Here is a 20,230-nt window from a genome sequence, read left to right on the forward strand (position 1 = left end):
GCACGCGGCCGGGGCGCACCTTCACCACCAGCGTGGCTCCGGGTTCTTCGGGACACAGTTCGCCATTTCAGCGCTGCCGCTCCAGGGTGAGGACGGCGGCGGAGATTGACGACATTCGATTTGGGCTGCGTCGTGCCCTGCGGAAGATCCGCTACGACTTGAGCCGTGCGACGCCGCGCTCGACCGGTGCCCGTGCCGCGGGCAGCGCTCCGTTGACGGTCTGCTGGGTTGGCGTGAGGTCACGGCCCGGCGGGCGTCTGAGGGGCGTTGTCACCCACGGGCCAGCTCCCATGTAGGCGCGGTCGGCGAGGACCGGGACGCCCTGGCGTTCGCAGATCCGGATGATCTGGTGGGTGCGGGCCGCGGTCAGGTCGTGCGCGCGGCCGGGCAATGCGGGCGAGATCCACAGCAGCCGGCCATCCGGATCGGTCATGTCGGCGGTGCTTGGCAGAGTAGTCGGCCCGGCCGTCGCCCAGCGGTCGTACTCCGCGAGAGTGGCGTCGAGCAGGACGTAGTCGGGATCGGTCTCGCGCACCACCTTGAGCAGGCCCGGTGCACGGTCGGCGAGCGGGCTGATCACCGAGGTGGTGTAAGCGTGAGCGGTGCCCACCGAGATACCGAAGCCGACGGCGATCTGGGCAAGCGTGTCGTGCTTACGCAAGTACGTCAGGGCGACGAGCGCACGCTGGTGCGGCGGGAGTTTGCATCGTCGGTCACCCTCGCGGGTGACGATGAGCATGGTGACCCAGTCGATCAGGGCGTGGGGCAGGTCGAGTGCGGCAGAATAGGGTCCCAACGCTGGCTCCTGTGCCAATGCCGCGGAGTTAAGGCTTTCCTCCGCAGGTCAACCCGCTTTCTGCCAGTGGTTTTAGCGCGTCGGGCAAGAAGGTGTAGGCCCCTCTGCGGGTTCTGGTGATCCGCCCGTTCCGTGCCCAGCGGCTCAGTTGGGTGGCGAAGACGTTGGGGTTGGCAATGCCGAGTGCTGGTGCGATCCCCCCGGCGGTCCAGGAGTGTTCCGGCGCGGATTGCAGGACAGCGAGAGTGCCTTCGAACCGGGAAAGGGCCGGGTCGACACGGGGAGGTACCGGCGGCGGCGACAGGGCGGCCAGATCCTCGATCAGGGTGTAGGTGCCTCTGCCGACCTTGGCGAAGTGTCCCTGGCTGGCCCAGCGGGAAAGCAGCACACGGTAGCTGTTGATGTTGTTCACGGCCAGGGCGTGCGCGAGGTCGGTGGCGTTCCAGCAGCGCCCTGGCTGGGAGTGCAGGAACCCCATGGTGCGGTCGATGAGGGGTGGCAGCTGCGGAGCGCGCGCGTGCGGCGCAGCGGGAGGGAAGGGGTGACGGCGGGAGACGAAAGCAGGCGTGGTTGGTTGAACGGCGTGGACGCTGATGGTGATGGATGCGATCTTCGTGCTGTTCATGGGGCGTCCGTCGTCGGTTCTGGCATAACGCGGCATGGGAGATTTGACCTTGCCGGAGCTGATTCGCGGGCGGCGGGCGGGCAGGAGATTGGCCAGGACAGCCTGACCGATCCGGCCGACGAGACCGGCGTCCTCGTCAAGGACGCCCTGGGCGGCCACGACCTGGTCGCGGGCCGCTTCCTGGGCGATGGTGAAGCTGGCCCGGTCCAAGTCGGTGCCAGGCACGGACTCGACGGCGTCGACCATGGCGGTGCGCAGGAGCTGGTAGAGGGTGAGCTGGGCCCACAATTCCTGTTCGACACCCCTCGGGTCGGTGGAGCGCGGCACCCTGCCCTGCATCAGCGTGTGGCGCAGAGCGTAGTAGGCGGACTCGATCTCCCAGCGCTCGTGATGCAGGTGGACAAGGGTGCCGGAGGGGTCTTGTCCGGGGTCCAGCAACGTGGTCACCAGCCGGTATCCGTCGTGCAGGCGGGTGCCGCCGGTGCAGGTCGCGGCCATGTCGGCCTCGATGATCCGCACCTGCACCGAGCGGATACTGGACAGGTAGGAGCCGTCGGATAACCGCTGGGTGGTGGGCAGACGGCGCTTGGAGGTGAGGCGGACCAGGAACTGGGCACCGGTGCCGGCGAACTCGGCCAGCTGCTTGCCATTGTCGAAGCCGCGGTCGGCCAACACCAGCGACTGCGGGCCGAGCAGGTGCATCAACTGCCGCGCGTAGCGGGCCTCCCCGTGGAACGTGGGGCCAAACGCCGCTCCGAGCAGGCAGCCGATGCCCGCCTGGGCGGCTACGGCCCCGACTCACCCTGCCGCCTGGTCGTGGCCACCACTGATCCGGCTGCCCTGCCGGAGAAGGCCACCTGGTACCTGGCCACCAACCTGCCCCACCCCGAGGCACCCCACGCCGCCACCAGCCCGCACCCGCCCGCCGACCTGGCCGAGATCGTGCGCCTCTACGGCCTGCGGCCCTGGATCGAGCAGAGCTACAAGCAAATCAAGGACGAACTGGGCTGGGCCGACTTCCAAGTCCGCTCCGACCGCGCCATCCGCCGCCACCAGACCCTGGTCAACTGCGCCTTCTCCTTCTGCCGGGATCAATGGTTCACCCCACCCGGCCCCCTGGACGCCACCGCGCCGGACCCCTGCTCCGACCGACGAGGGACCAGAGAGAGGGGGACCAGCCCCGTCCCACCGGCCCCAACAGCCTTGCTAGCCCAGGGCCTTACGCGACATCCCCTCCTGGCTCACCCCCGCCGTCCCCCTCAACCGATGGTGGCGAGCCTGGACGGACAGGACCCCACCACCCTCCGAGCTCCAAGCCCTGATCGACGCCGTCAGCACCGGACACGCGATTGACCTCTACCGCTGAATTTAACGAACTACCGGTGACTGCTCGGGCGGTCGGAGTGAAACTGTCCCAGGCCGTTGGGATGGATGCACTGGAGCTCGCGCGCGTGATGCTCCACGATATTGCCGGATCGGCGCTCGCGTCAGTGTCGACCACATCTACGCCGCGACCGGTGGCCCAGCGGACCCCAGCACCTGTGCGCGTGCCTCGTCGATCGTGGCGAGGACCGACACCGTCTCGTCGAGGGGGTGCAACGGGGACTCGGTCAGACCCGCCGCAACGTACGAGGCGAGGGCATTCGCCTGATAGCTCAGTGCGTCGTAACCCTCTTCGAAGGTGTCGTCAACCCAGGTCAGAACCGCCCCCATCGCGTCGGTGCGTTTCATCAACGTGACGCCACTCGGTGTGAAGAACGAACTCATGACCTCGATTCGCCCCTCGGAACCGATCACCATCGCCCTTGTGGGCAACTCCGAGACAATCGAAGTCGCAAGGAGCCCCTGCGCTCCGCTTGCCGTTTCCAATAAGACCGCCGCTCGCGCGTCGACACCGGTCGAGGTCATCGCCCCAGATGCCCGCACCACGCTGGGCTCGCCGATCGCGAACGAGGCGAATGAGATCGGGTAAACGCCTGCATCGAGCAATGCTCCGCCGCCGAGAGCGGGATCCCACAGCCTACCTCTGGGGTCGAAAGGTGCGCTGAATCCGAAGTCCGCGGTGACGAGATGGACGTCGCCGAGTGCACCGTCCGCCAGGAGCTGTCGCACGATGTCCGTCTGTGGGAGGTAGCGGGTCCACATCGCTTCCATCACGAAGATGCGTGCAGCACGCGCGGCGGCCACGATCTCGCCAGCCTCCTCAGCCGACGTCGCAAGCGGCTTCTCGATGAGTACGTGCTTGCCCGCAGCGATCGCGAGCAAGGCGAACTCGCGGTGTGAGCTGTGGGGGGTGGCGATGTACACGACGTCGACGGACGAGTCGGACACGAGCGCCTCCGGCGTCGGCGACGCCTTCTCGATGCCGTGCTCGGCGGCGAACGCGATGGTCCGCTCAGTGCTGCGCGCCGCGACGGCCACGATCCGTTGAGTTGTGTGGGTATGGAGTGCGCGGGCGAACCTGGTAGCGATCCAGCCGGTGCCGACGATGCCCCAGCGCAGGGGGCGGACATCGGACGGGCCGATAACACGGGGAGCAGGGAGTGTGCCGGTCATCAGTCCTCGCAGGAGATAAGGAGGGAAGCGGGCCGAAACTCAAGCTGGCTGGGGAGGCGCTGGACGGGGACTTTGGCGGAAACGCCCTGGCCATACCAGCGGTTAGATCTGACATTAAACTGAGTGACAGACAACCTAATTGCCTGACAGATCGCGGTCAAGGATGAGGTCAGCAAGCCCACCGCCGCAGTTGACAGCGGTCCTCGCAGGACTCCCCGTGGCCGCAGCGCTCGCCGCCTCGGCTGCCCTGCAACCGCTACTACCTACCTTGCTGGCGTGATGTCGTTTAGTAGGACTCCGTTAAGTGGGGTCTGTACGGTGAGCGGCCCTGTCTCACATTCGGTGGTGAGGGAGAGTTGGGTCGTTGACCTTCATGCGATAGGTGTCAACGAGCTTGTGCAGACGGTGTTCTCGGGTCTGTCCCCACTGGTCATGGGGGATGTGGTCGACGAGGGTGAGCGGATCGTGGTGCGGGCCCGGACACCGCGGTCTGCCCGGTGTGCGGGGCCTCGTCGGGACGGGTGCACGGCTATCACTGGCGGACGGTGGTCGACGTTCCGGGCGACGGGCGACGGGCGACGGGCGACGGGCGACGGGCGGCGGGCGACGGGCGACGGGTGGTGGTCCGTGTGCGGGTGCGGCGTCTGGTGTGTCCCACGCGAGGCTGCCGCCACACTTTCCACGAACAGGTGCCCGGGTGCTGGAGCGATACCAGGACGCACCGCTCGTCTGACCAGGCAGGTCAAGGCCGTGATCAAAGAGCAAGCGGGCCGGGCGGGATCACGTTTGCTGGCGATACTCGCGGTGGGCCTGTCCCGTCACACGGCCCTGCGCACCCTGCTGCGCATCCCGTTGCCCACGGGCGTGTGCCCCGCGTGATCGGCGTCGACGATTTCGCCCTGCGCCGGCGGCACCGCTATGCCACCGTGGTGATCGACGCCGAGACCCATGAACGGATCGACGTGCTGCCCGACCGCACGGCCGACACGCTGGAAGCGTGGCTGCGCCGGCATCCGGGCATCGAGGTCGTGTGCCGCGACGGCTCAGCCACCTACGCCGAGGCCATCCGCCGTGCTCTGCCTGACGTGGTGCAAGTCGGTGATCGCTGGCATTTATGGAAGAACCTGTGCGAAGCCGCCCTGAGCGAGGTGCAGGCACACAGTGCCTGCTGGGCCACCGTACGGGACGCGCCGATCTACGACGGGCCCCGCGCTCAGACCACCCTCGAACGCCGGCATCAGGTTCATGGCCTGCTCGACCAGGGCGTGGGCCTGCTCGAATGCGCCCGCCGCCTGCAACTGGCCCTGAACACCGTCAAACGCTACGCCCGAGCCGACCGGCCCGAGCGCATGCTCCGCGTCCCCAAGTACCGTGCCAGCCTGGTCGATCCCTACCGCGAGCACCTGCGCAAGCGCCCAAGTGAAGACCCCGGCGTCCCCGTCCAGCACCTCTTCGAAGAGATCAAGACCCTCGGCTTCACAGGCTGCCTGAACCTTCTGCACAAGTACATCAACCAAGGCCGCGCGGACGCCGACCACAGCCATATCTCGCCACGTCGGCTCGCCCGGATGCTGCTGACCAGACCCGACAACCTCAAGCCCGAGCAGCACGAACTCCTGGCCAAGCTCACCGCCGCCTGCCCCGAAATGACCCAACTGGCCACAGGTATCAGAGACTTCGCCCCGCTCTGTACGCCACACACCGACAATGCCGATGCGCTCACGCACTGGATCGCCCAGCCCGAACAGCCGACCTGCCCCACCTACACGCCTTCACCCGGGGCCTGGACCGGGACATCGACGCCGTGATCGCCGGGCTCACGCTTCCGTAAGCGACGGCCCCACCGAGGGCGTCAACGCCAAGACCAAACGGATCGCGCGCCAGATGCACGGACGAGCAGGCTTCACCCTGCTCCGGCACCGCATCCTCCTCGGATAACAGCACGCTCCGTCACCACCGAATGTGAGACTGGGCCGAACGTTTTACAGTCCCCCGGGACAGCGTCCTTCCGGTCCCGCCCCAGAACGAAGCCGGCCCCGGCCGCGGCTGGCTGACCCATCCCGCCCTCACCGGCATCCCGCACGAGCAGCGGGACTCGCTGGTCACCGAGCTGGCAGCGGCCCGCGCGGCTCAGCGGGAAGCAGACCTCCAGCAACGACGCGGCGGCGACCGGCAGAAGACCCCTGCCACTGGCTCTACACGGTCGCCGCCCCGGCCTCACCCTCGTCGACCGACTCCTGGCCACCATCCTCTACCAGCGGTTCAAACTCCCCCAGGTTGTCATCGCCCCGCTCTTCACCGTGACACCTATGACTCTCAACCGGACCATCAGCCAAACCCGCCAACTCCTCCACGAAATTGGACACACCATCGAACCCGCAGAGACGCCGCTGGCCGCCCGCGACGATCTCAACACACACCTCGGCATCCCCAAACCGGAGATCAAGACGGCGAGTTACTGATCTGCGAGCCCTAACTACCCGGCCTTGGGGCAAGGCCCTCAAGACTCTGATTTCGCACTGGCTGCACAAGAGGCGGCTTCCCGTCGCCCCCCTGGGCGCAGCGCGGACACACAACGACTATCCGGCTGTAGGGGGTGCCCGCGCCGCATCTCAATTGCCGCCCTGGCCACTGTCCTCGATCTGATCCGCGGCGTACTCAACCTGGCGGGCTACGGGAACACCGCTGCCGGACGCCAAGCCCACACACCGACCACCAAGACGTCCGCGCCCGTGCGGCATCACATGATCAACCAGACCTCTCGGATAAAGCCGAGTCCCGCTATTGACATAGCATCAAGTGTAAGACAACTTCTTCCTGACCACCTACTGTCACGCTTGTGCGTTGACGCATAGCAGGCTCAAATGTAAGAGCTTAAGCCTATGTGACGACCCTGGCGGTCGCGGAAGGAGCGCAGCGAACATGAATCGAGCACAGGCCGACGGGGTAACCCGCCGGGGGTTCCTCGGCCTGGCCGGGGCGGCACTTGCCGTGCCCGCCTTGAGCGCGTGCAACGTGTCCGGCAGCGGCGGCAGCAAGTCAGCCAGCGCTGGTGGTGACCTCAAGTTCTGGGACATGCCCTGGCTTGATCTTTAACGTCCGACGTCGAATGGTGCGTCGAACTTGATCACTCGGTCCGGTAACTGCCGTACGCGGAAGCGGCCTTCGTCTGAACATGTGCTCCGACCAAGGAACACACACGTCGAGCACGAAGGCCGTGAGGATGAGTCTGCTGCATCACGATGCCCGGCGAGAGCCGTTGGCGGAACTGTCATGCTTCCGGGGCGAGTTCTACTCCTGCCTGACCGCTCGTTCGGACGCGTTGTTCGAGCTGGCTGATGCTGTCCTGTGCGGCGACGGACCAGTGAGGTCGCTGGCCGAGCTGTCGCTGGTGGGTGAACACCGCCGGGGCCATGGTGGGCTCTACGCCGCGGTGGCCCGTGGACGCATTGATGCCGGCCGGCTGCGGCGGGCACTGGCTGAGGTGCCACTGCCGCGGGCTGCCGATGGCCGACTGGTCCTGGCCGTCGATGTCACCTGCTGGCTGCGGCCCGACGCCCACACCTCACCGGAACGAATCCTGTGTCACACCTACGGCAGGGGCAAGGACCAGCACATTCCGGTCCCCGGCTGGCCGTACTCGATCATCTGCGCACTGGAGCCCGGCCGAAGCTCATGGACCGCACCCCTGGACGCGCTTCGTCTGGCGCCGGGCGACGACACCGCCACCGTCACCGCCCGGCAGCTGCGAGATCTGCTTCAGCGACTGATCACCGCGGGGCAGTGGCAGACGGGCGACCCGGACATCCTCATCGTCGCGGACGCCGGATACGACGCACCCCGCCTCGGCTTCCTCCTGAGGGATCTGCCCGTGCAGGTGCTGGCCCGGATGCGATCAGACCGCGTCCTGCGCAGGGCTGTCCCACCCCGGCTGCCGCACACCCAGGGCCGGCCGCCCCGGCATGGAGGCGAGTTCGTCTTCGGGCAGCCCGACACCTGGGGCACCCCAGACACCGAAACAGTCACCAGCACACGCCTCTACGGCGCCGCCACCGCCCGCTCCTGGAACCGGCTCCACCCCAGACTGACCCACCGCTCGTCCTGGGCCGCGGCCGATGGCACCCTCCCCATCGTCGAGGGGACAGTGATCCGCCTGGACATCGACCACCTGCCCAGCGGAGCAACCCCCAAGCCGGTCTGGCTGTGGTGGTCAGGCACCGACGCCACCCCGGCAGAAGCAGACCGCCTGTGGCAGGCCTACCTGCGGCGATTCGACATCGAGCACACCTTCCGCCTCTTCAAGCAGACCCTGGGCTGGACCTCCCCGAAGATCCGCACCCCAGAAGCGGCGGACCGATGGACCTGGCTGATCCTCGCCGCCTACACCCAACTGCGGCTCGCCCGCCCCCTGGCAGCCGACCTGCGTCGTCCCTGGGAAAGGCCCGTCCCACCGGACAGACTCACCCCCGCCCGCGTCCGCCGGAACTTTAGACACATCCGCCCGCAGACGGCCTGCCCGGCCCAAGCACCGAAACCGTCCCGACCCGGCCCCGGACGACCTCCAGGCCGAAAGAACACCCGACCCACCCCACGCCACGACGTGCACACACCCCGCAAAACGCAGCCAGCGAAACAACGCACAAAGAAGTCAACTACCCCACGGCCCCGCCGCACAGGTTAAAGATCAAGCTGGGGATCGCAGGCCTACAGCACTCTGGGCGAGAAGATCGTTACCGGCTACAGCCCGGCGCAGGGCTTCGGCAAGGCGACGTATCAGACCGTCCAATGGAACGGCTTCTACCAGACCTTCTCCTCCGCGATCGCTTCCAAAACCGGTCCCGCTGTCAGCTCCGGGGCCGGGTTCCAGGCATTCCAGTTCGCCGAGCAGGGCGCGATCGCCTACGCCGACAACTTCATCGAAAGCTTGAAGAAGGACGGCACGTACGACGACTTCCTTCCCGGGATCCTCGACACGATGAAGACCGACAACGGCTACGTCGCCATACCGTGGCAGACCGACGTCCGTCCGTTCTGGTACAACAAGGCGCTGCTCGACCAAGCCAGCGCCAAGGTTCCGACCACCTGGGACGAACTGCTGACCGCAGGCCAGGCGCTGAAGAAGATCGGTGCCTCCGGCTTCGCCACGGGCTCCGGCGCCGACAATCCCCTCGGCTCGCAAACCATGGTCGCGATGATGATCAACAACGGCGGTGGGCTGTTCGACCCTGACGGCAAGCCTGACTGTGTGACAGACGCCAACATCGAGGCGATGGCGTTCGTCCGTGAGCTCGCGAACGAGGGGATCATCGATAAGGGTGCGGTGTCCTACACGATCGACAACCTGTTGTCGCAGTGGAACGGCAAGAAGGCCGGCATCGGGATCCATACCCCCGGACTCGCGGCGCGGGCGAGCGAGGTCGCCAAGGACTTGCTGGTCACCAGCCCCCTGAAGAGCCCGAGTGGCACCGTCGGCAGCTGGTTCGCCGTGAACAACCTCATGATGTACGCCAACACCCCCTCGCAGGAGGCCTCGGAGGCGTTCCTCAAGTACTACTTAGGCCGGCTTCACAGCTATTGGGAGACCCCGGTCGGGCTGCCCGTGCCGGTGCTGAAGTCGATCGCCACCGCGGACTACTTCACCAAGGACCTCAATCAGGTCGCGATCGTCGAAAAGTGGATCCCTGTCTGTAAGACATACGGTGCGAGGACGGCCCAGTCCTTCTCCGCGCTCGCGGCTGTCGACGGCGGCCAGGCGCTCCCCCAGTTAGCGCAGACCATGCTGCAGGGCCGGACCGATCCCAAGACCGCCCTCACCACCTTGCAGCGGGGCCTCGAAGCGGTCGTCAAGTGACGACCGGGCCGTCGATTTCTGGCGGGGATCCCCCGACCTCGCTCACGTCGTCGGTTCGGCGACCCTCCGGAAGCCAAGCACTGGTGGTGGCGTCGGTCCGGAGCCACCGTTTCAGCCGCCGCGCGATCACGTTGATCGTGCTGGTCGCGCCCGCAGTCATCCTGCTGTTGTTGATCAACGCCTACCCACTGGCGATCGCGGCGTCACAGTCGACCCACAACGGCACGCTGACCGGGACCGGCGATTTCGTAGGGCTGACCAACTACGTAGACGTTCTGACCAGCCCACGGTTCTGGACCGCTGCCCGATTCACCCTGATCTTCACGGTCGTCGGCGTCTTCGGCAGCTGGCTCGCCGGCATGGGTCTGGCGCTGCTACTGCGCACGAGGATCCCCGGTGGCAGGGTGTTCAAAGTGCTGCTCATGCTGCCCTGGGTGGTACCGATCGTGGTGTCCTCCACGGCCTGGAACTGGCTCGTCGGTACGCCGGCCAGCCCTGTCCCCACCCTGGCGGCCAATCTCGGCTTCGGAGAAGTCCACTTCCTCGCCGATCCCACGCTGGCGGCGATCACGGTCTGCGTCTTCAAGGTCTGGGTCAGCTTCCCGTTCATGATGCTGATGACGTCGGCGGCACTGGCCGCAATCGACACCACGGTCTATGAGGCCGCCAGCATCGACGGTGCGACCCGGTGGCAGCAGTTCACCCGCATCACGCTGCCGTTGATCTCCCGCTCCACGTACATCAGTTGGATCTTGATGACGATCTTCTGTGTCAACGACTTCCCGACCATCTATCTGCTTACCGCCGGCGGACCGGTCGACGCAACGTCCTCGCTAGTGGTGCTTGCCTACCGCGCCGTCTTCCAGGACCTGCTCACCGGCCCCGGCGTGGCGATCGCGTTTCTGATGACGCTCGTACCGGTGATCATCTCGACCGCACTGTACCGCCAGATCCGAAAGGTGGACACCGCGTGAGCACAGCCGATCGCATCGCCGCCGCACTCAGGCCGCGACCCATCCCGTCCGGCGACCCTGCAATGCGCGGCCAGTGGTGGCGCTTCGCGGCCGTTCTGCTCATATGCCTGATCGTGCTGATACCCGTGTTCGCCATCGTCATTCTGGCGATCCGGCCCAGCTCGTCGAGCAACACGACCAGCCTTCTCACTATGGAGAACTTCCGCTACGTCTTCGCCGACACGGACCTACTGACCTGGCTCGGCAACAGCCTCGGCGTCACTCTCGCCACCGTGGTCGTCTCCGTCATCGTCGCCGCACCGGCCGGCTATGTGCTGTCGCGTGGCCGCGGCAAGACAGTCTCGGGTCTCTCACTACTGCTGTTCGTGATCCAGTCGTTGCCGGTGATCGTCGCGATCATCCCGTTGTTCGTCCTGTTCGCCCGCATCGGGCTCACTGACAACCTGATCGGGTTGGTCGTCGTCTACGTCGGCAGCACGATGTCCGTGGCGACGTGGATGATGGCGGCATACTTCGACTCCATCCCGGGCGCGCTCGAGGAAGCCGCGTGGGTGGACGGCTGCTCGGTGTTCGGCTCGTTCTCCAAGATCGTGCTGCGGAACTCGCTGCCCGGTGTCCTGTCCACCGCGATCTTCGCGTTCCTGGTGGCGTGGAACGACTACCTGGTGGCACTTGTCTTCCTGCGGTCAAGCACCATCTTCACCCTCCCCGTCGGGATGCAGACCTTCTTCCAACAGGACGCGGTCAACTGGGGTGCGGTCATGGCCGCCTCCGTGGTGATGCTGCTGCCGCCGGCGATCATCTTTGCCGTCTTGAACAAATACTTCAGCGTCGGTGGCATCGGCGGCTCGCTCGCCGGGCGCTGAGCAATCGCCGTACCCGAGAACACACCACGGGGAAGGACAGTGATAGCTCAATCTGTCGAACGCTGGTTGCTTCTCGACGGACAGGAACTGAGCGGCTGGTACACGGTGCCACGCACTTACAGGTCCGTGTGGTCCGACGGGCCGAAGAAGCAATCGGACTTGCGTGATTTGGCCTCCGCACTCGACGAGGACGCCATCGCCCACGACATCGGCCGTGCGGGCACACCGTGTGGAACTCCTCGACAACGCCCCCTGCGGTGAGGCTGGGTGGGAACAGGAGCCCTGCCTGTGACCATGCCCCGTCGGACGCCCTTCGACGGAAAATCGGAAGTATCCACCTCTCCGCACCGCACCCGACCAGCAATCTGAGTGCCACGCAGAATCTGGACCGGATGGGCCGAACCTGCAACGTCACCCAACGCGCCACCCAAAGGAACCCGACATTGCATGACGAACCCGACTTCGCCTCCTTCGGCCACGACGACGCCTGGGAGCTCGGCACCGCGCTGGTCGCCCGATGTCGCGCGGAGCAGCTCGCCGTCACCATCAGCATCCACCTCGGTGCGCAGCGCGTCTTCCACGCCGCCCTCCCCGGCACCGCTGCAGACAATGACGAGTGGACGATGCGCAAGACCCGCATCGTCCAACGCTTCGGCCGGTCCTCCCAAGAGGTCGGCCAGACCTGCGCAGCCGACGGCCCGATGAGCTTCCACACCGTCTTCGGGCTATCCGCGGCCGACTACGCACCCACCGGCGGCGCCATTCCCATCCGCATCCACGGAACCATGATCGGCGTACTCGCTGTCTCTGGCCTCACGTCAGCCGAGGACCACGATCTTGCCGTGACTGCACTCCAATTTGCACGCAATAAGGAGATCACGACGAACGGTTCCAAGTGACCGCGGGCCGACTCCCTCGTTCGGCTGCAGGGAACGATCAACATCTCCCTCTGGTCACCCACGGAACCTAAATGGGGCGGAGGCACTCTCTGGTGTTCCCCCGCTGAAGAGTCGCCTAGGCGGTCTTGTTCGCGGCGCAACCAGGCCCATGAATCGACTAGCTGACCGGCCTGCATCGAAGCACGGTCGATGTCATACGAAGTCACCCATCCGAGAAGCTATCGGCAGAAAGAGTTTTCTCATGGAAGCGGACATCACGTCCCCCAGTAACGTGTATGACAAATCAGTGGAAGAGGTCCGTTCGGGTGCCGAACCAGAGGAGGTTGCAGCCGGTCTGTACTCCCAACTGACCGCTAACGAGCGGCTGAATCTGCTCGATGGGGATCAGGACTTCTGGCCGGGCATGCAGGAGATTGCCGAAGAGGGCTACAACACGCGGCCGATCGTTCAAGGTGCCGTTCCTCGCCTCGGCATCCCTGGTCTGCGGTTCTCCGATGGCCCACGTGGCGTGGTGATGGGCAGTTCGACGGCGTTCCCGGTATCGATGGCGCGCGGTGCCACCTGGGATGTCCGCCTCGAGGAACGCGTCGGGGAGGTCATCGGCGTCGAGGCCCGCGCCCAGGGCGCCAACTTCTTCGGTGGCGTATGCATCAACCTGCCCCGCCACCCGGCGTGGGGCCGCGCCCAGGAGACCTACGGCGAAGACCCCGTGTTGCTCGGCGAGTTCGGGGCGGCACTCACCCGCGGCGCGCAACGCCACGTCATGGCCTGCGCGAAGCACTACGCCCTCAACTCGATGGAAAACGCCCGGTTCAGTGTCGACGTCACCTGCGACGAGGCGACACTGCACGAGGTGTATCTGCCACACTTCCGGCGGGTCGTCGAGGAAGGCGTCTCCGCGGTCATGAGCGCCTACAACTCGGTCAACGGCGAGTGGTGCGGCCAGAACGAACCACTGCTGACCGGCATCCTGCGAGACCAGTGGGGATTCCGTGGCGTGGCCGTCTCCGACTTCGTCTGGGGGCTGCGTGACGCCGTACTGTCCCTGAGGGCAGGCCTTGACGTCGAGGAACCGTTCCGGCAGCAGCGCGCACAGCGTCTGCCAAGCGCGCTGGCCGAGGGCCATGCCAGTTGGACCGACGTCGAGCGGGCAGGGGTGCGCATCCTCGCAGCGCAGCTGCGTCACGCGGCCTCCGTGGACACCCCGCCCCCGGCACGCGATGTCGTGGCGAGGCCGGAACATCGGGCGCTGGCTCGGGAAGCGGCGTCACTTTCCATGGTGTTGCTGCGCAACGAGCCGGTCGACGGTACACCGGTGCTGCCGCTGGCGGCGGACCTCAGGTCGATCGCGGTGATCGGCCGGCTCGCCGACGAGCCGGGTACCGGCGACCACGGCTCCTCCGACGTCCGCGCGCCAGAGGTCGTCACGGCGCTCGAGGGTCTGCGGGCCGCGCTGCCCGGCGTGGATGTCCGCCACACCGCCGCCGACGATCCGGCCGAGGCTGCGGCCCTCGCCGCGGCGTGCGACGTGGCCGTGATCGTGGCCGGCTTCACCGCCGAGGACGAAGGTGAGTTCGTCGACCCCGAGGCATTCGGACGGCCCGAACTGCGAGCCCTCTATCCGCCGGCTCCGGATCCTGAACTCGCCGAACGGTTGGTCGGCGCCCCTGCAGCCGACCGGTCGTCGCTGGTCGGGGGCGGCGCCGTCGGTGGCGACCGCACGCGGCTCACCCTGCGGCCCGTCGACGAGGACATCATCCGCTCGTGCGCCGCCGCGAATCCCCGCACGGTCGTCGCCATTCGCGCCGCCGGGGCGGTGCTCTCGGAGGCCTGGCGCGAGTCCGTCCCGGGGGTGCTGATGGCCTGGTACTCCGGCATGGAGGGCGGCCACGCGCTCGCCGATGTCCTCCTCGGCAACGTCGACGCGACCGGCCGCCTGCCGTTCTCGATCCCCACCGACGAGGCCCACCTACCCGCCTTCGCCCCAGACGCGACGACGATCACATACGACCGCTGGTTCGGCCAACGACTCCTGGACCGCCTAGGCGTGCCCGCGGCGTACCCACTGGGCTTTGGCCTCTCGTATACGACGTTCGACTTCGACGGCGCCGATGCCGAGCTCGACCAGTCCGACGCCCTCCGCGTAAGCACCACGGTGCGCAACACCGGCGACCGCCCTGGCCGCCACGTCGCCCAGGTCTACGGCGTGCGCCTCGACGGAGACCGTGCCGGCGAGCGGGCGCTGCTCGGCTTCACACCGGTCCACCTTCAAGCTGGCGAATCCCAGACCGTCACGATCTCAGCATCACTGCGCCCGCTCGGCCGCTGGACCCACGGCACCCAGCAGCTGCGCGTCCCAGCCGGCCCAATCCGCGTCGAAGTCGCCGCCTGGTCCGGCGACCCCAACCGCGAAGAAACCGAGCTGACCCTGCCCGAAACCTAAACAAGGAAGAGGGCACAGAGACGGCCGGCCGCGGCCACCGCGGCCCGCCGGGTCGGCAAGAAGGCGCCTCTGACCAGCAATGCCCATGCCTGCTGCCGAGTGGATAGACAATCGGCTCAAACGGGAACCGATGACGGCAGACCCGATGAGGCTTCGCCAAGCTCGTTTCCGCAGTTCAGCGGGGCTGGTGCTATGCGTCGGTGAGGTCCGCACGCCGGCAGGTGGGGATTGTTAGCACGAGATCGTCTGGCGCGGGTGTTCTCGCGGGTTCTGGAGTGAGGTTCGGAGGTCGCCGCGTAGGTTCTGCGCTGGGAGGGATGTTCGTGACGGATGTGCTGGCGTGGAGGATCGAGCGGCGGCTTGAGCTGCCGAAACGTGCCGAGCCGCTGCGCAAGGAACTGGGTGAACTCGAGACGTAGGTCGGCCCGGTTGGAGGCCACCGAGGTGGTGTTCGGGCGGTGGGCCGAGGCCACCAATGGTGGACGGCGACCGCCGGGCATCGTGTCGCCGGAGCCGGAGCCGGAGCCGGAGCCGGAGCCGGAGCCGGAGCCGAACGTTGTGACGGTGGGTCCGGGTGCGGGCGGGATGCGAGTGGTGGCGGACCGCGTCGGGGGGATGGGACTGGAGGTCCTGACCTCGGAGTATCGACGGATCATGGAGATCGTGGCCGGTGCGGACGGTCCGGTGATGGTCAAGGGCGTCGCCTTCGGGAGGCGAGTCCGGCGAAGACCGAGCCGGTCCGGAGCGAGCTGCGCAAACTTGCCGACCGGGGCTGGCTCTCACGTATTGCGTCCGGGCGTTACTTGCCACGCTGACCAGTAACGCGGTGTCGGCGCACACGTGAACGTCCCCGGAGGTCGCCGCCCTCAAGTGCATCTATGGCGCTGATGAGCCTGGACCCGACCGGGAAGGGCCGCAAGCGGTGGACCATGCGCTGGAAAGCACCCCTCAACGCGTTCCAGATCACCTTCGAGGGCCGCCTGACCCCGGGCAACAACTGACCATCAACAACCAAGATCAGTCGTTAAATTGACACATCCTGTCGCCGAGGTGCGGCCCGACTACGCCACCGAGTGGACCGCGATGAAGGCGGTCGCGAGCAAGCTGGGGATCGGTTCGACGGCGACGCTGCGCCCATCGGTCCGCCGGGATCACCGGACGATGCGCTCTGCCGAGCGGAGAAGCGATGGAGGGCGGCCCGGAATTCTGCGAGGGACGGTCGGCAGCCAGGACAGCGCCCTGCGGGACGCATGTCGAAGGCCACGTCATGGTGATGTCGACAGCCTCAACCGGTGCTGCAGGTAGAGGGTCCCGGCCCCGTCCCCCGAACAGCAACGCCTCCTTCGCGTTGAGTCGGGCAGGACCGGATCGATCGCCACTACATGTGGGCAATGCGGACTACTCCCACACACTGGCCTTCGGCGTGACCCTCGGCATTCTGAGGACGAACGTTGCTCAGGACCGCGGATACAGCCCGCGATTTTCGCCTCTACTGCGCCCCGCACGTCGGGCCGGCCTTCGGCCGACCGGCGTACAGCCGCGTGGTCGGGACGGACGAAGAGGGACGTCGGCCGCGCGCCGCATAAACGGTGCCAGGCCAGGGGAAGGCCCCGGCCGCTCAACGGCCGGGACCTTCAGTTCTACTCGACTTCGAGCCACGTGGCGGAACTCAGCCACTCGTGAGGTGGAGCAGGATGAGCTGTTCGGGGTGGAGGTTGGGGATCTGGATGCCGACGCGTTCCAGGACGCTGCCGGGCAGGGTGATGCCCTCCTTGGTGCACCAGGCGGGGGTTCCGCGTTCCATGCCGGGGACCTGGCCGGTCGGGGGCAGCGGGCGCAGGCGGTAGGTGGCGTCGGGGTCGAGGCCGGGCAGCCGTAGCGTGCCGGGGTGGGCGGCGACCGGGGTAGCCACGGAGGTGAGGGCGAAGACGGCTTCGGTCCGGTCGTGGGAGACGACGCCGTGGGACCACAGGGCCGGGTCGGCGTGGTCGACGCGGACCACACGGCCGGTGTGCAGCAGGCTGCGGAGCTACTTGTGGAGGGAGACCCAGTGGGCGAGTTCGGCGCGTTCGCTCTCGCTCGCGCGGGTCAGGTCCCATTCGATGCCGAGGTGACCGAAGAGCGCGGTACCGGCTCGGAAGGCGAGGTCGTGGGTGCGGCCGGTGGTGTGGGAGCGGGCGGCGCCGATGTGGGAGCCGACGAGTTCGGGCGGCAGGAGCAGACCGGTCCAGCGGTTGATCGACTGGCGTTCCAGGGCGTCGTTGCAGTCGCTGGCCCAGACGCGGTCGGTGCGCTCGAGGATGGCGAGGTCGACCCGGCCGCCTCCGCTGGAGCAGGATTCGATCTCCAGGCCGGGGTGGCGGGCGCGCAGTTCATCGAGCAGGGCGTAGACGGCGAGGGTCTGGCGGTGGACGGCGGGTTCGCCGCTCGGTGAGTGGCCGGCGTCGACCAATTCGCGGTTGTGGTCCCACTTGAGGTAGGCGATGTCGTACTCGGTGAGCAGGTCGTCGAGCCGCTCCAAAATGTACGCGTATGCCTCGGGGTGGGTGAGGTCCAGGACCTGCTGGGAGCGGCGGTCGGCGGGGGTGCGGCCGCCCGTGCCCAGGATCCATTCGGGGTGGGCGCGGGCCAGGTCGGAGTCGGGGTTGACCATTTCCGGTTCGACCCACAGGCCGAACTCCATCCCGAGCGCGCGAACATGGTCGATCAGCGGGCGCAGGCCGCTTGGCCAGACGGTCTCGTCGACGTACCAGTCGCCGAGCCCCGACCGGTCGTCGCGGCGGTGGCGGAACCAGCCGTCGTCCAGGACAAAGCGTTCTACGCCGACCTCCGCTCCGAGGTCGGCGAGGTGGGTGAGCCTGTCGAGGTCGTGGTCGAAGTAGACGGCTTCCCAGGTGTTGAGCACCACCGGTCGGGAGCGGTGAGGGTGGCCGGGGCGGGCCCGTAGGTGGTCGTGGAAGCGGGCGGACAGACCGTCCAGGCCCTGGTCGCTGTGGGAGGCGTACAGCCACGGGCCGGTGTACTCCTCGCCTGGGCCGAGGACCGCCTCGCCCGGAAGCAGCAGTTCACCGGCCGCGACGACCGGGCGACCGGTGGGCAGCCGCTCGGCCAGGACGCGGTGGTTGCCGCTCCAGGCGATGTGCAGGCCCCACACCTCCCCGTGACCGAAGCCGAAGCCCGGTGTGCCGGCCGCCAGGACCAGGGCGGCGTCGTGGCCGGTCCGCCCGGCGCGGGTCTCGCGCAACCAGGTGCCGTGGGTGAACGGGCGGCGTTGCGGGGAGCGTTCGCGGCACCAGCGGCCGGTGAGGTCGAGCAGTTCGGTGGCGGCGTCGGGGACCGGTAGCGCGAGCGTCAACCCGTCGAGCGTGTATGGCCGTACGGAGTCGTCGTTACGCACGGCGGCCCGCATGCGCACCAGCCCGGAGGGGGTAAGCCCGGCTTCCAGGACGAGACCCAGGCGGGCGGTCCGGTCGGTGGCCCGGATCCGTAGCGAGGAGCCCTCGACGTCCACTGAGTCGAGAGTGAACAAGGGTGACCAGTCGGCGCCCTGGCGGTGTCCGGTCAGCCCCGGCTGTCCGGGCCATCCGCTGCCGTGCTCGGGCAGCAACGCGACCCGCGGTACGACGTCGTCGAACCCCGGCATGTTCGGCATGGTGACGGCCTCGGCCAGTCGCGAGAGCTCCTCCTGGGTAAGGTCGCCTAGATCGGCGCCCCAGTGGAGCACGGCGGGCAGACCGCTGCCTCTCAGGTCGAGCACCAGGCTCACGCCTGCTGCCCGCATGTGAACCAGGCCCTCGGCTGCGGCATTGATCGGGGTCTTCATGGAACGGGTCGTCCTTAGTGTGTCAGGGGCGGGATCAGGAGGTTGCGCCCGGCAGTTCGCGGGTGCGCGGGCCGTTGTACTGCTCGTCGGTGACCGGCGCGGCCCAGGTGGTTTCCGTGGTGCCGTCACCCTTGGCTTTCCACAGGGCCAAGTGCTCCATGAATCGGGCGGGGCCGCCCCGTGCCAGTTCTCCTCGCCGGGCGGGCAGGTGACCGTTGCGCCCGGGTGGGTCTCGAAGATCGTGCCGTCCCGGGTGCCGATCAGGGCCGAACCGGAGACGACGTGCAGGGTCTGGCCCAGAACATGGGAGTGCCAGTGGGTGCGCGCGCCCGGTGAGAAGCGGACCATGGTGACGCCAATCCGGGTCGGCTCTTGGCCGTCGTGGATGACGTCCCACCAGACGTCACCGGTGAACCAGTCCGACGGGGCCTTGTTGCTGGGCTGCTGCTTGACGAACTGCGTGGCGCCTCACACATCGTTGCCTACGAGCGGGGTTTGGGATGCTGGCCCGACGGCGCCGTCGCGGCCTGTCCTTATCGGGCGACGTAACCTCCGTCGACGGGGAGGGCGACGCCGACGACGAAGCCGGCTCCGGGGCTGCACAGCCACAGAACGGCGTGGGCGATCTCCTCGGCGGTGCCGAGTCGGTTGATGGGCTGGTTGGCCTCGGCGTCGGCGCGGTCGAGTTCGCCCTTGGCGATCATGTCGCTGACCATGGGGGTGTCGATGGTGCCGGGGCAGACGGCGTTGATGCGGATGCCGCGCGGGGCGTATTCGAGGGCGGCGCTGGTGGTCAGGCCGATGACGCCGTGCTTGGAGGCGTGGTATGAGGCGCGGCCGGGGAGGCCGACGAGGCCGCCGAGGGAGGAGCAGTTGACGATGGCGCCGCTGCCCTGGGCGCGCATGTGCCGCAGCTCGTGCTTCATACAGGCCCACACGCCGCGGAGGTTGATGGCGTTGACGCGGTCGAAGCGTTCGGCGGGTTCGTCGGCGGCGTCGCTGGGCGGGATCTGGATGCCGGCGTTGTTGTAGGCCATGTCGAGACGGCCGAACGTCTCGACGGTCCGGTCGACCGCGGCGGCGACCTGGTCCTCGTCACTGACGTCGCAGGGGAGGGCGAGCACTCGGTGGCCCGCGTCGGCGAGGTCCTTCGCGGCGGCGTTGAGAGCGGCTTCGTCGATGTCGGTGAGGGCGACGGCGGCCCCGGACTCGGCGAAGGCACGGGCGGTCGCCAGGCCCATGCCTGAGCCAGCTCCGGTGACGAGGGCGACCTGGCCGGTGAAGTCGTAGGTGGGGTTCACGTCGTGCTCTCCCATCGTGGTGATCTGTGGTTCTGGAGTTCCCCGTTCCATTCATGGCGGGGGCTTGCTTGCTTTGTGCACTGGGCCGCGTCAGCG

General features: G+C 67.5%; 13 protein-coding genes and 5 pseudogenes. 11 read left to right on the plus strand and 7 right to left on the minus strand.

Annotated features, from left to right (window positions below; translation table 11 throughout):
• Window positions 1-67: 67 nt before the first annotated feature.
• Both OG858_RS39935 and OG858_RS39940 read right to left on the minus strand, forming a co-directional pair.
• A pseudogene (locus OG858_RS39935) lies at window positions 68-796 on the minus strand (transposase family protein).
• Window positions 797-824: 28 nt separating this feature from the next.
• A complete protein-coding gene (locus OG858_RS39940) occupies window positions 825-2,123 on the minus strand; it encodes a transposase (protein ID WP_406202015.1) in 1,299 nt (432 codons plus the stop codon).
• 60 nt (window positions 2,124-2,183) lie between these two features.
• On the opposite strand from OG858_RS39940, the pseudogene OG858_RS39945 reads away from it, so the two are divergent.
• Window positions 2,184-2,774, plus strand: a pseudogene (locus tag OG858_RS39945) (IS701 family transposase); the annotation flags it as partial.
• 150 nt (window positions 2,775-2,924) lie between these two features.
• Here the strand turns inward: OG858_RS39945 and OG858_RS39950 are convergent.
• Window positions 2,925-3,977, minus strand: a complete 1,053-nt coding sequence (locus tag OG858_RS39950) for a Gfo/Idh/MocA family protein (protein ID WP_327725525.1) — start codon at window positions 3,975-3,977, stop codon at window positions 2,925-2,927.
• A gap of 521 nt (window positions 3,978-4,498) precedes the next feature.
• Here OG858_RS39950 and OG858_RS39955 point away from each other — a divergent pair.
• The 10 genes and pseudogenes from OG858_RS39955 to OG858_RS40000 form a co-directional block, all read left to right on the plus strand.
• Window positions 4,499-5,785 carry an ISL3 family transposase gene (locus OG858_RS39955; RefSeq protein WP_330346576.1) on the plus strand — a complete coding sequence of 429 codons (1,287 nt, stop codon included), beginning with the start codon at window positions 4,499-4,501 and terminating at the stop codon, window positions 5,783-5,785.
• Window positions 5,786-5,970: 185 nt separating this feature from the next.
• Window positions 5,971-6,439 (plus strand): annotated as a pseudogene (locus tag OG858_RS39960) (ISAzo13 family transposase); the annotation flags it as partial.
• 460 nt (window positions 6,440-6,899) lie between these two features.
• Window positions 6,900-7,073, plus strand: coding sequence for a hypothetical protein (locus OG858_RS39965; RefSeq protein ID WP_328543943.1), 174 nt, complete (start codon window positions 6,900-6,902; stop codon window positions 7,071-7,073).
• Window positions 7,074-7,200: 127 nt separating this feature from the next.
• A complete protein-coding gene (locus OG858_RS39970) occupies window positions 7,201-8,658 on the plus strand; it encodes an NF041680 family putative transposase (protein ID WP_328543942.1) in 1,458 nt (485 codons plus the stop codon).
• Between the two features lie 45 nt (window positions 8,659-8,703).
• Entirely contained in the window at window positions 8,704-9,828 is a 1,125-nt protein-coding gene (locus OG858_RS39975) for an ABC transporter substrate-binding protein (RefSeq protein ID WP_330346592.1), read from the plus strand.
• Window positions 9,829-9,911: 83 nt separating this feature from the next.
• Window positions 9,912-10,802: a carbohydrate ABC transporter permease gene (locus OG858_RS39980; RefSeq protein WP_328543941.1), complete on the plus strand. Its 891-nt coding sequence runs from the start codon at window positions 9,912-9,914 to the stop codon at window positions 10,800-10,802.
• Window positions 10,799-11,668 (plus strand): carbohydrate ABC transporter permease, encoded by an 870-nt coding sequence (locus tag OG858_RS39985; protein WP_327725529.1) that lies wholly within the window; start codon window positions 10,799-10,801, stop codon window positions 11,666-11,668. The genes OG858_RS39980 and OG858_RS39985 overlap by 4 nt, the downstream gene beginning before the upstream one ends.
• Before the next feature lie 443 nt (window positions 11,669-12,111).
• Window positions 12,112-12,567, plus strand: a complete 456-nt coding sequence (locus tag OG858_RS39990; protein WP_327725530.1) for a heme-degrading domain-containing protein — start codon at window positions 12,112-12,114, stop codon at window positions 12,565-12,567.
• 241 nt (window positions 12,568-12,808) lie between these two features.
• A complete protein-coding gene (locus OG858_RS39995) occupies window positions 12,809-15,010 on the plus strand; it encodes a beta-glucosidase family protein (RefSeq protein ID WP_327747953.1) in 2,202 nt (733 codons plus the stop codon).
• Window positions 15,011-15,863: 853 nt separating this feature from the next.
• Window positions 15,864-16,011, plus strand: a pseudogene (locus tag OG858_RS40000) (IS256 family transposase); the annotation flags it as partial.
• Window positions 16,012-16,679: 668 nt separating this feature from the next.
• On the opposite strand, the gene OG858_RS40005 reads toward OG858_RS40000, so the two are convergent.
• The 4 genes and pseudogenes from OG858_RS40005 to OG858_RS40020 all read right to left on the minus strand — a co-directional run bounded on the left by OG858_RS40005 (window position 16,680) and on the right by OG858_RS40020 (window position 20,134).
• Window positions 16,680-17,012: a GH36 C-terminal domain-containing protein gene (locus tag OG858_RS40005; protein ID WP_328543940.1), complete on the minus strand. Its 333-nt coding sequence runs from the start codon at window positions 17,010-17,012 to the stop codon at window positions 16,680-16,682.
• A 27-nt stretch (window positions 17,013-17,039) separates the two neighbouring features.
• On the minus strand, window positions 17,040-18,833 hold the full coding sequence (locus OG858_RS40010) for an alpha-galactosidase (protein WP_328543939.1): 1,794 nt from the start codon (window positions 18,831-18,833) through the stop codon (window positions 17,040-17,042).
• A gap of 34 nt (window positions 18,834-18,867) precedes the next feature.
• Window positions 18,868-19,292: pseudogene (locus OG858_RS40015) on the minus strand ((R)-mandelonitrile lyase); the annotation flags it as partial.
• Between the two features lie 74 nt (window positions 19,293-19,366).
• Window positions 19,367-20,134: an SDR family NAD(P)-dependent oxidoreductase gene (locus OG858_RS40020; RefSeq protein WP_327726121.1), complete on the minus strand. Its 768-nt coding sequence runs from the start codon at window positions 20,132-20,134 to the stop codon at window positions 19,367-19,369.
• Between the last annotated feature and the right edge of the window lie 96 nt (window positions 20,135-20,230).

This window comes from Streptomyces europaeiscabiei (assembly GCF_036346855.1).
In the GTDB taxonomy this organism is placed as follows: domain Bacteria; phylum Actinomycetota; class Actinomycetes; order Streptomycetales; family Streptomycetaceae; genus Streptomyces; species Streptomyces europaeiscabiei.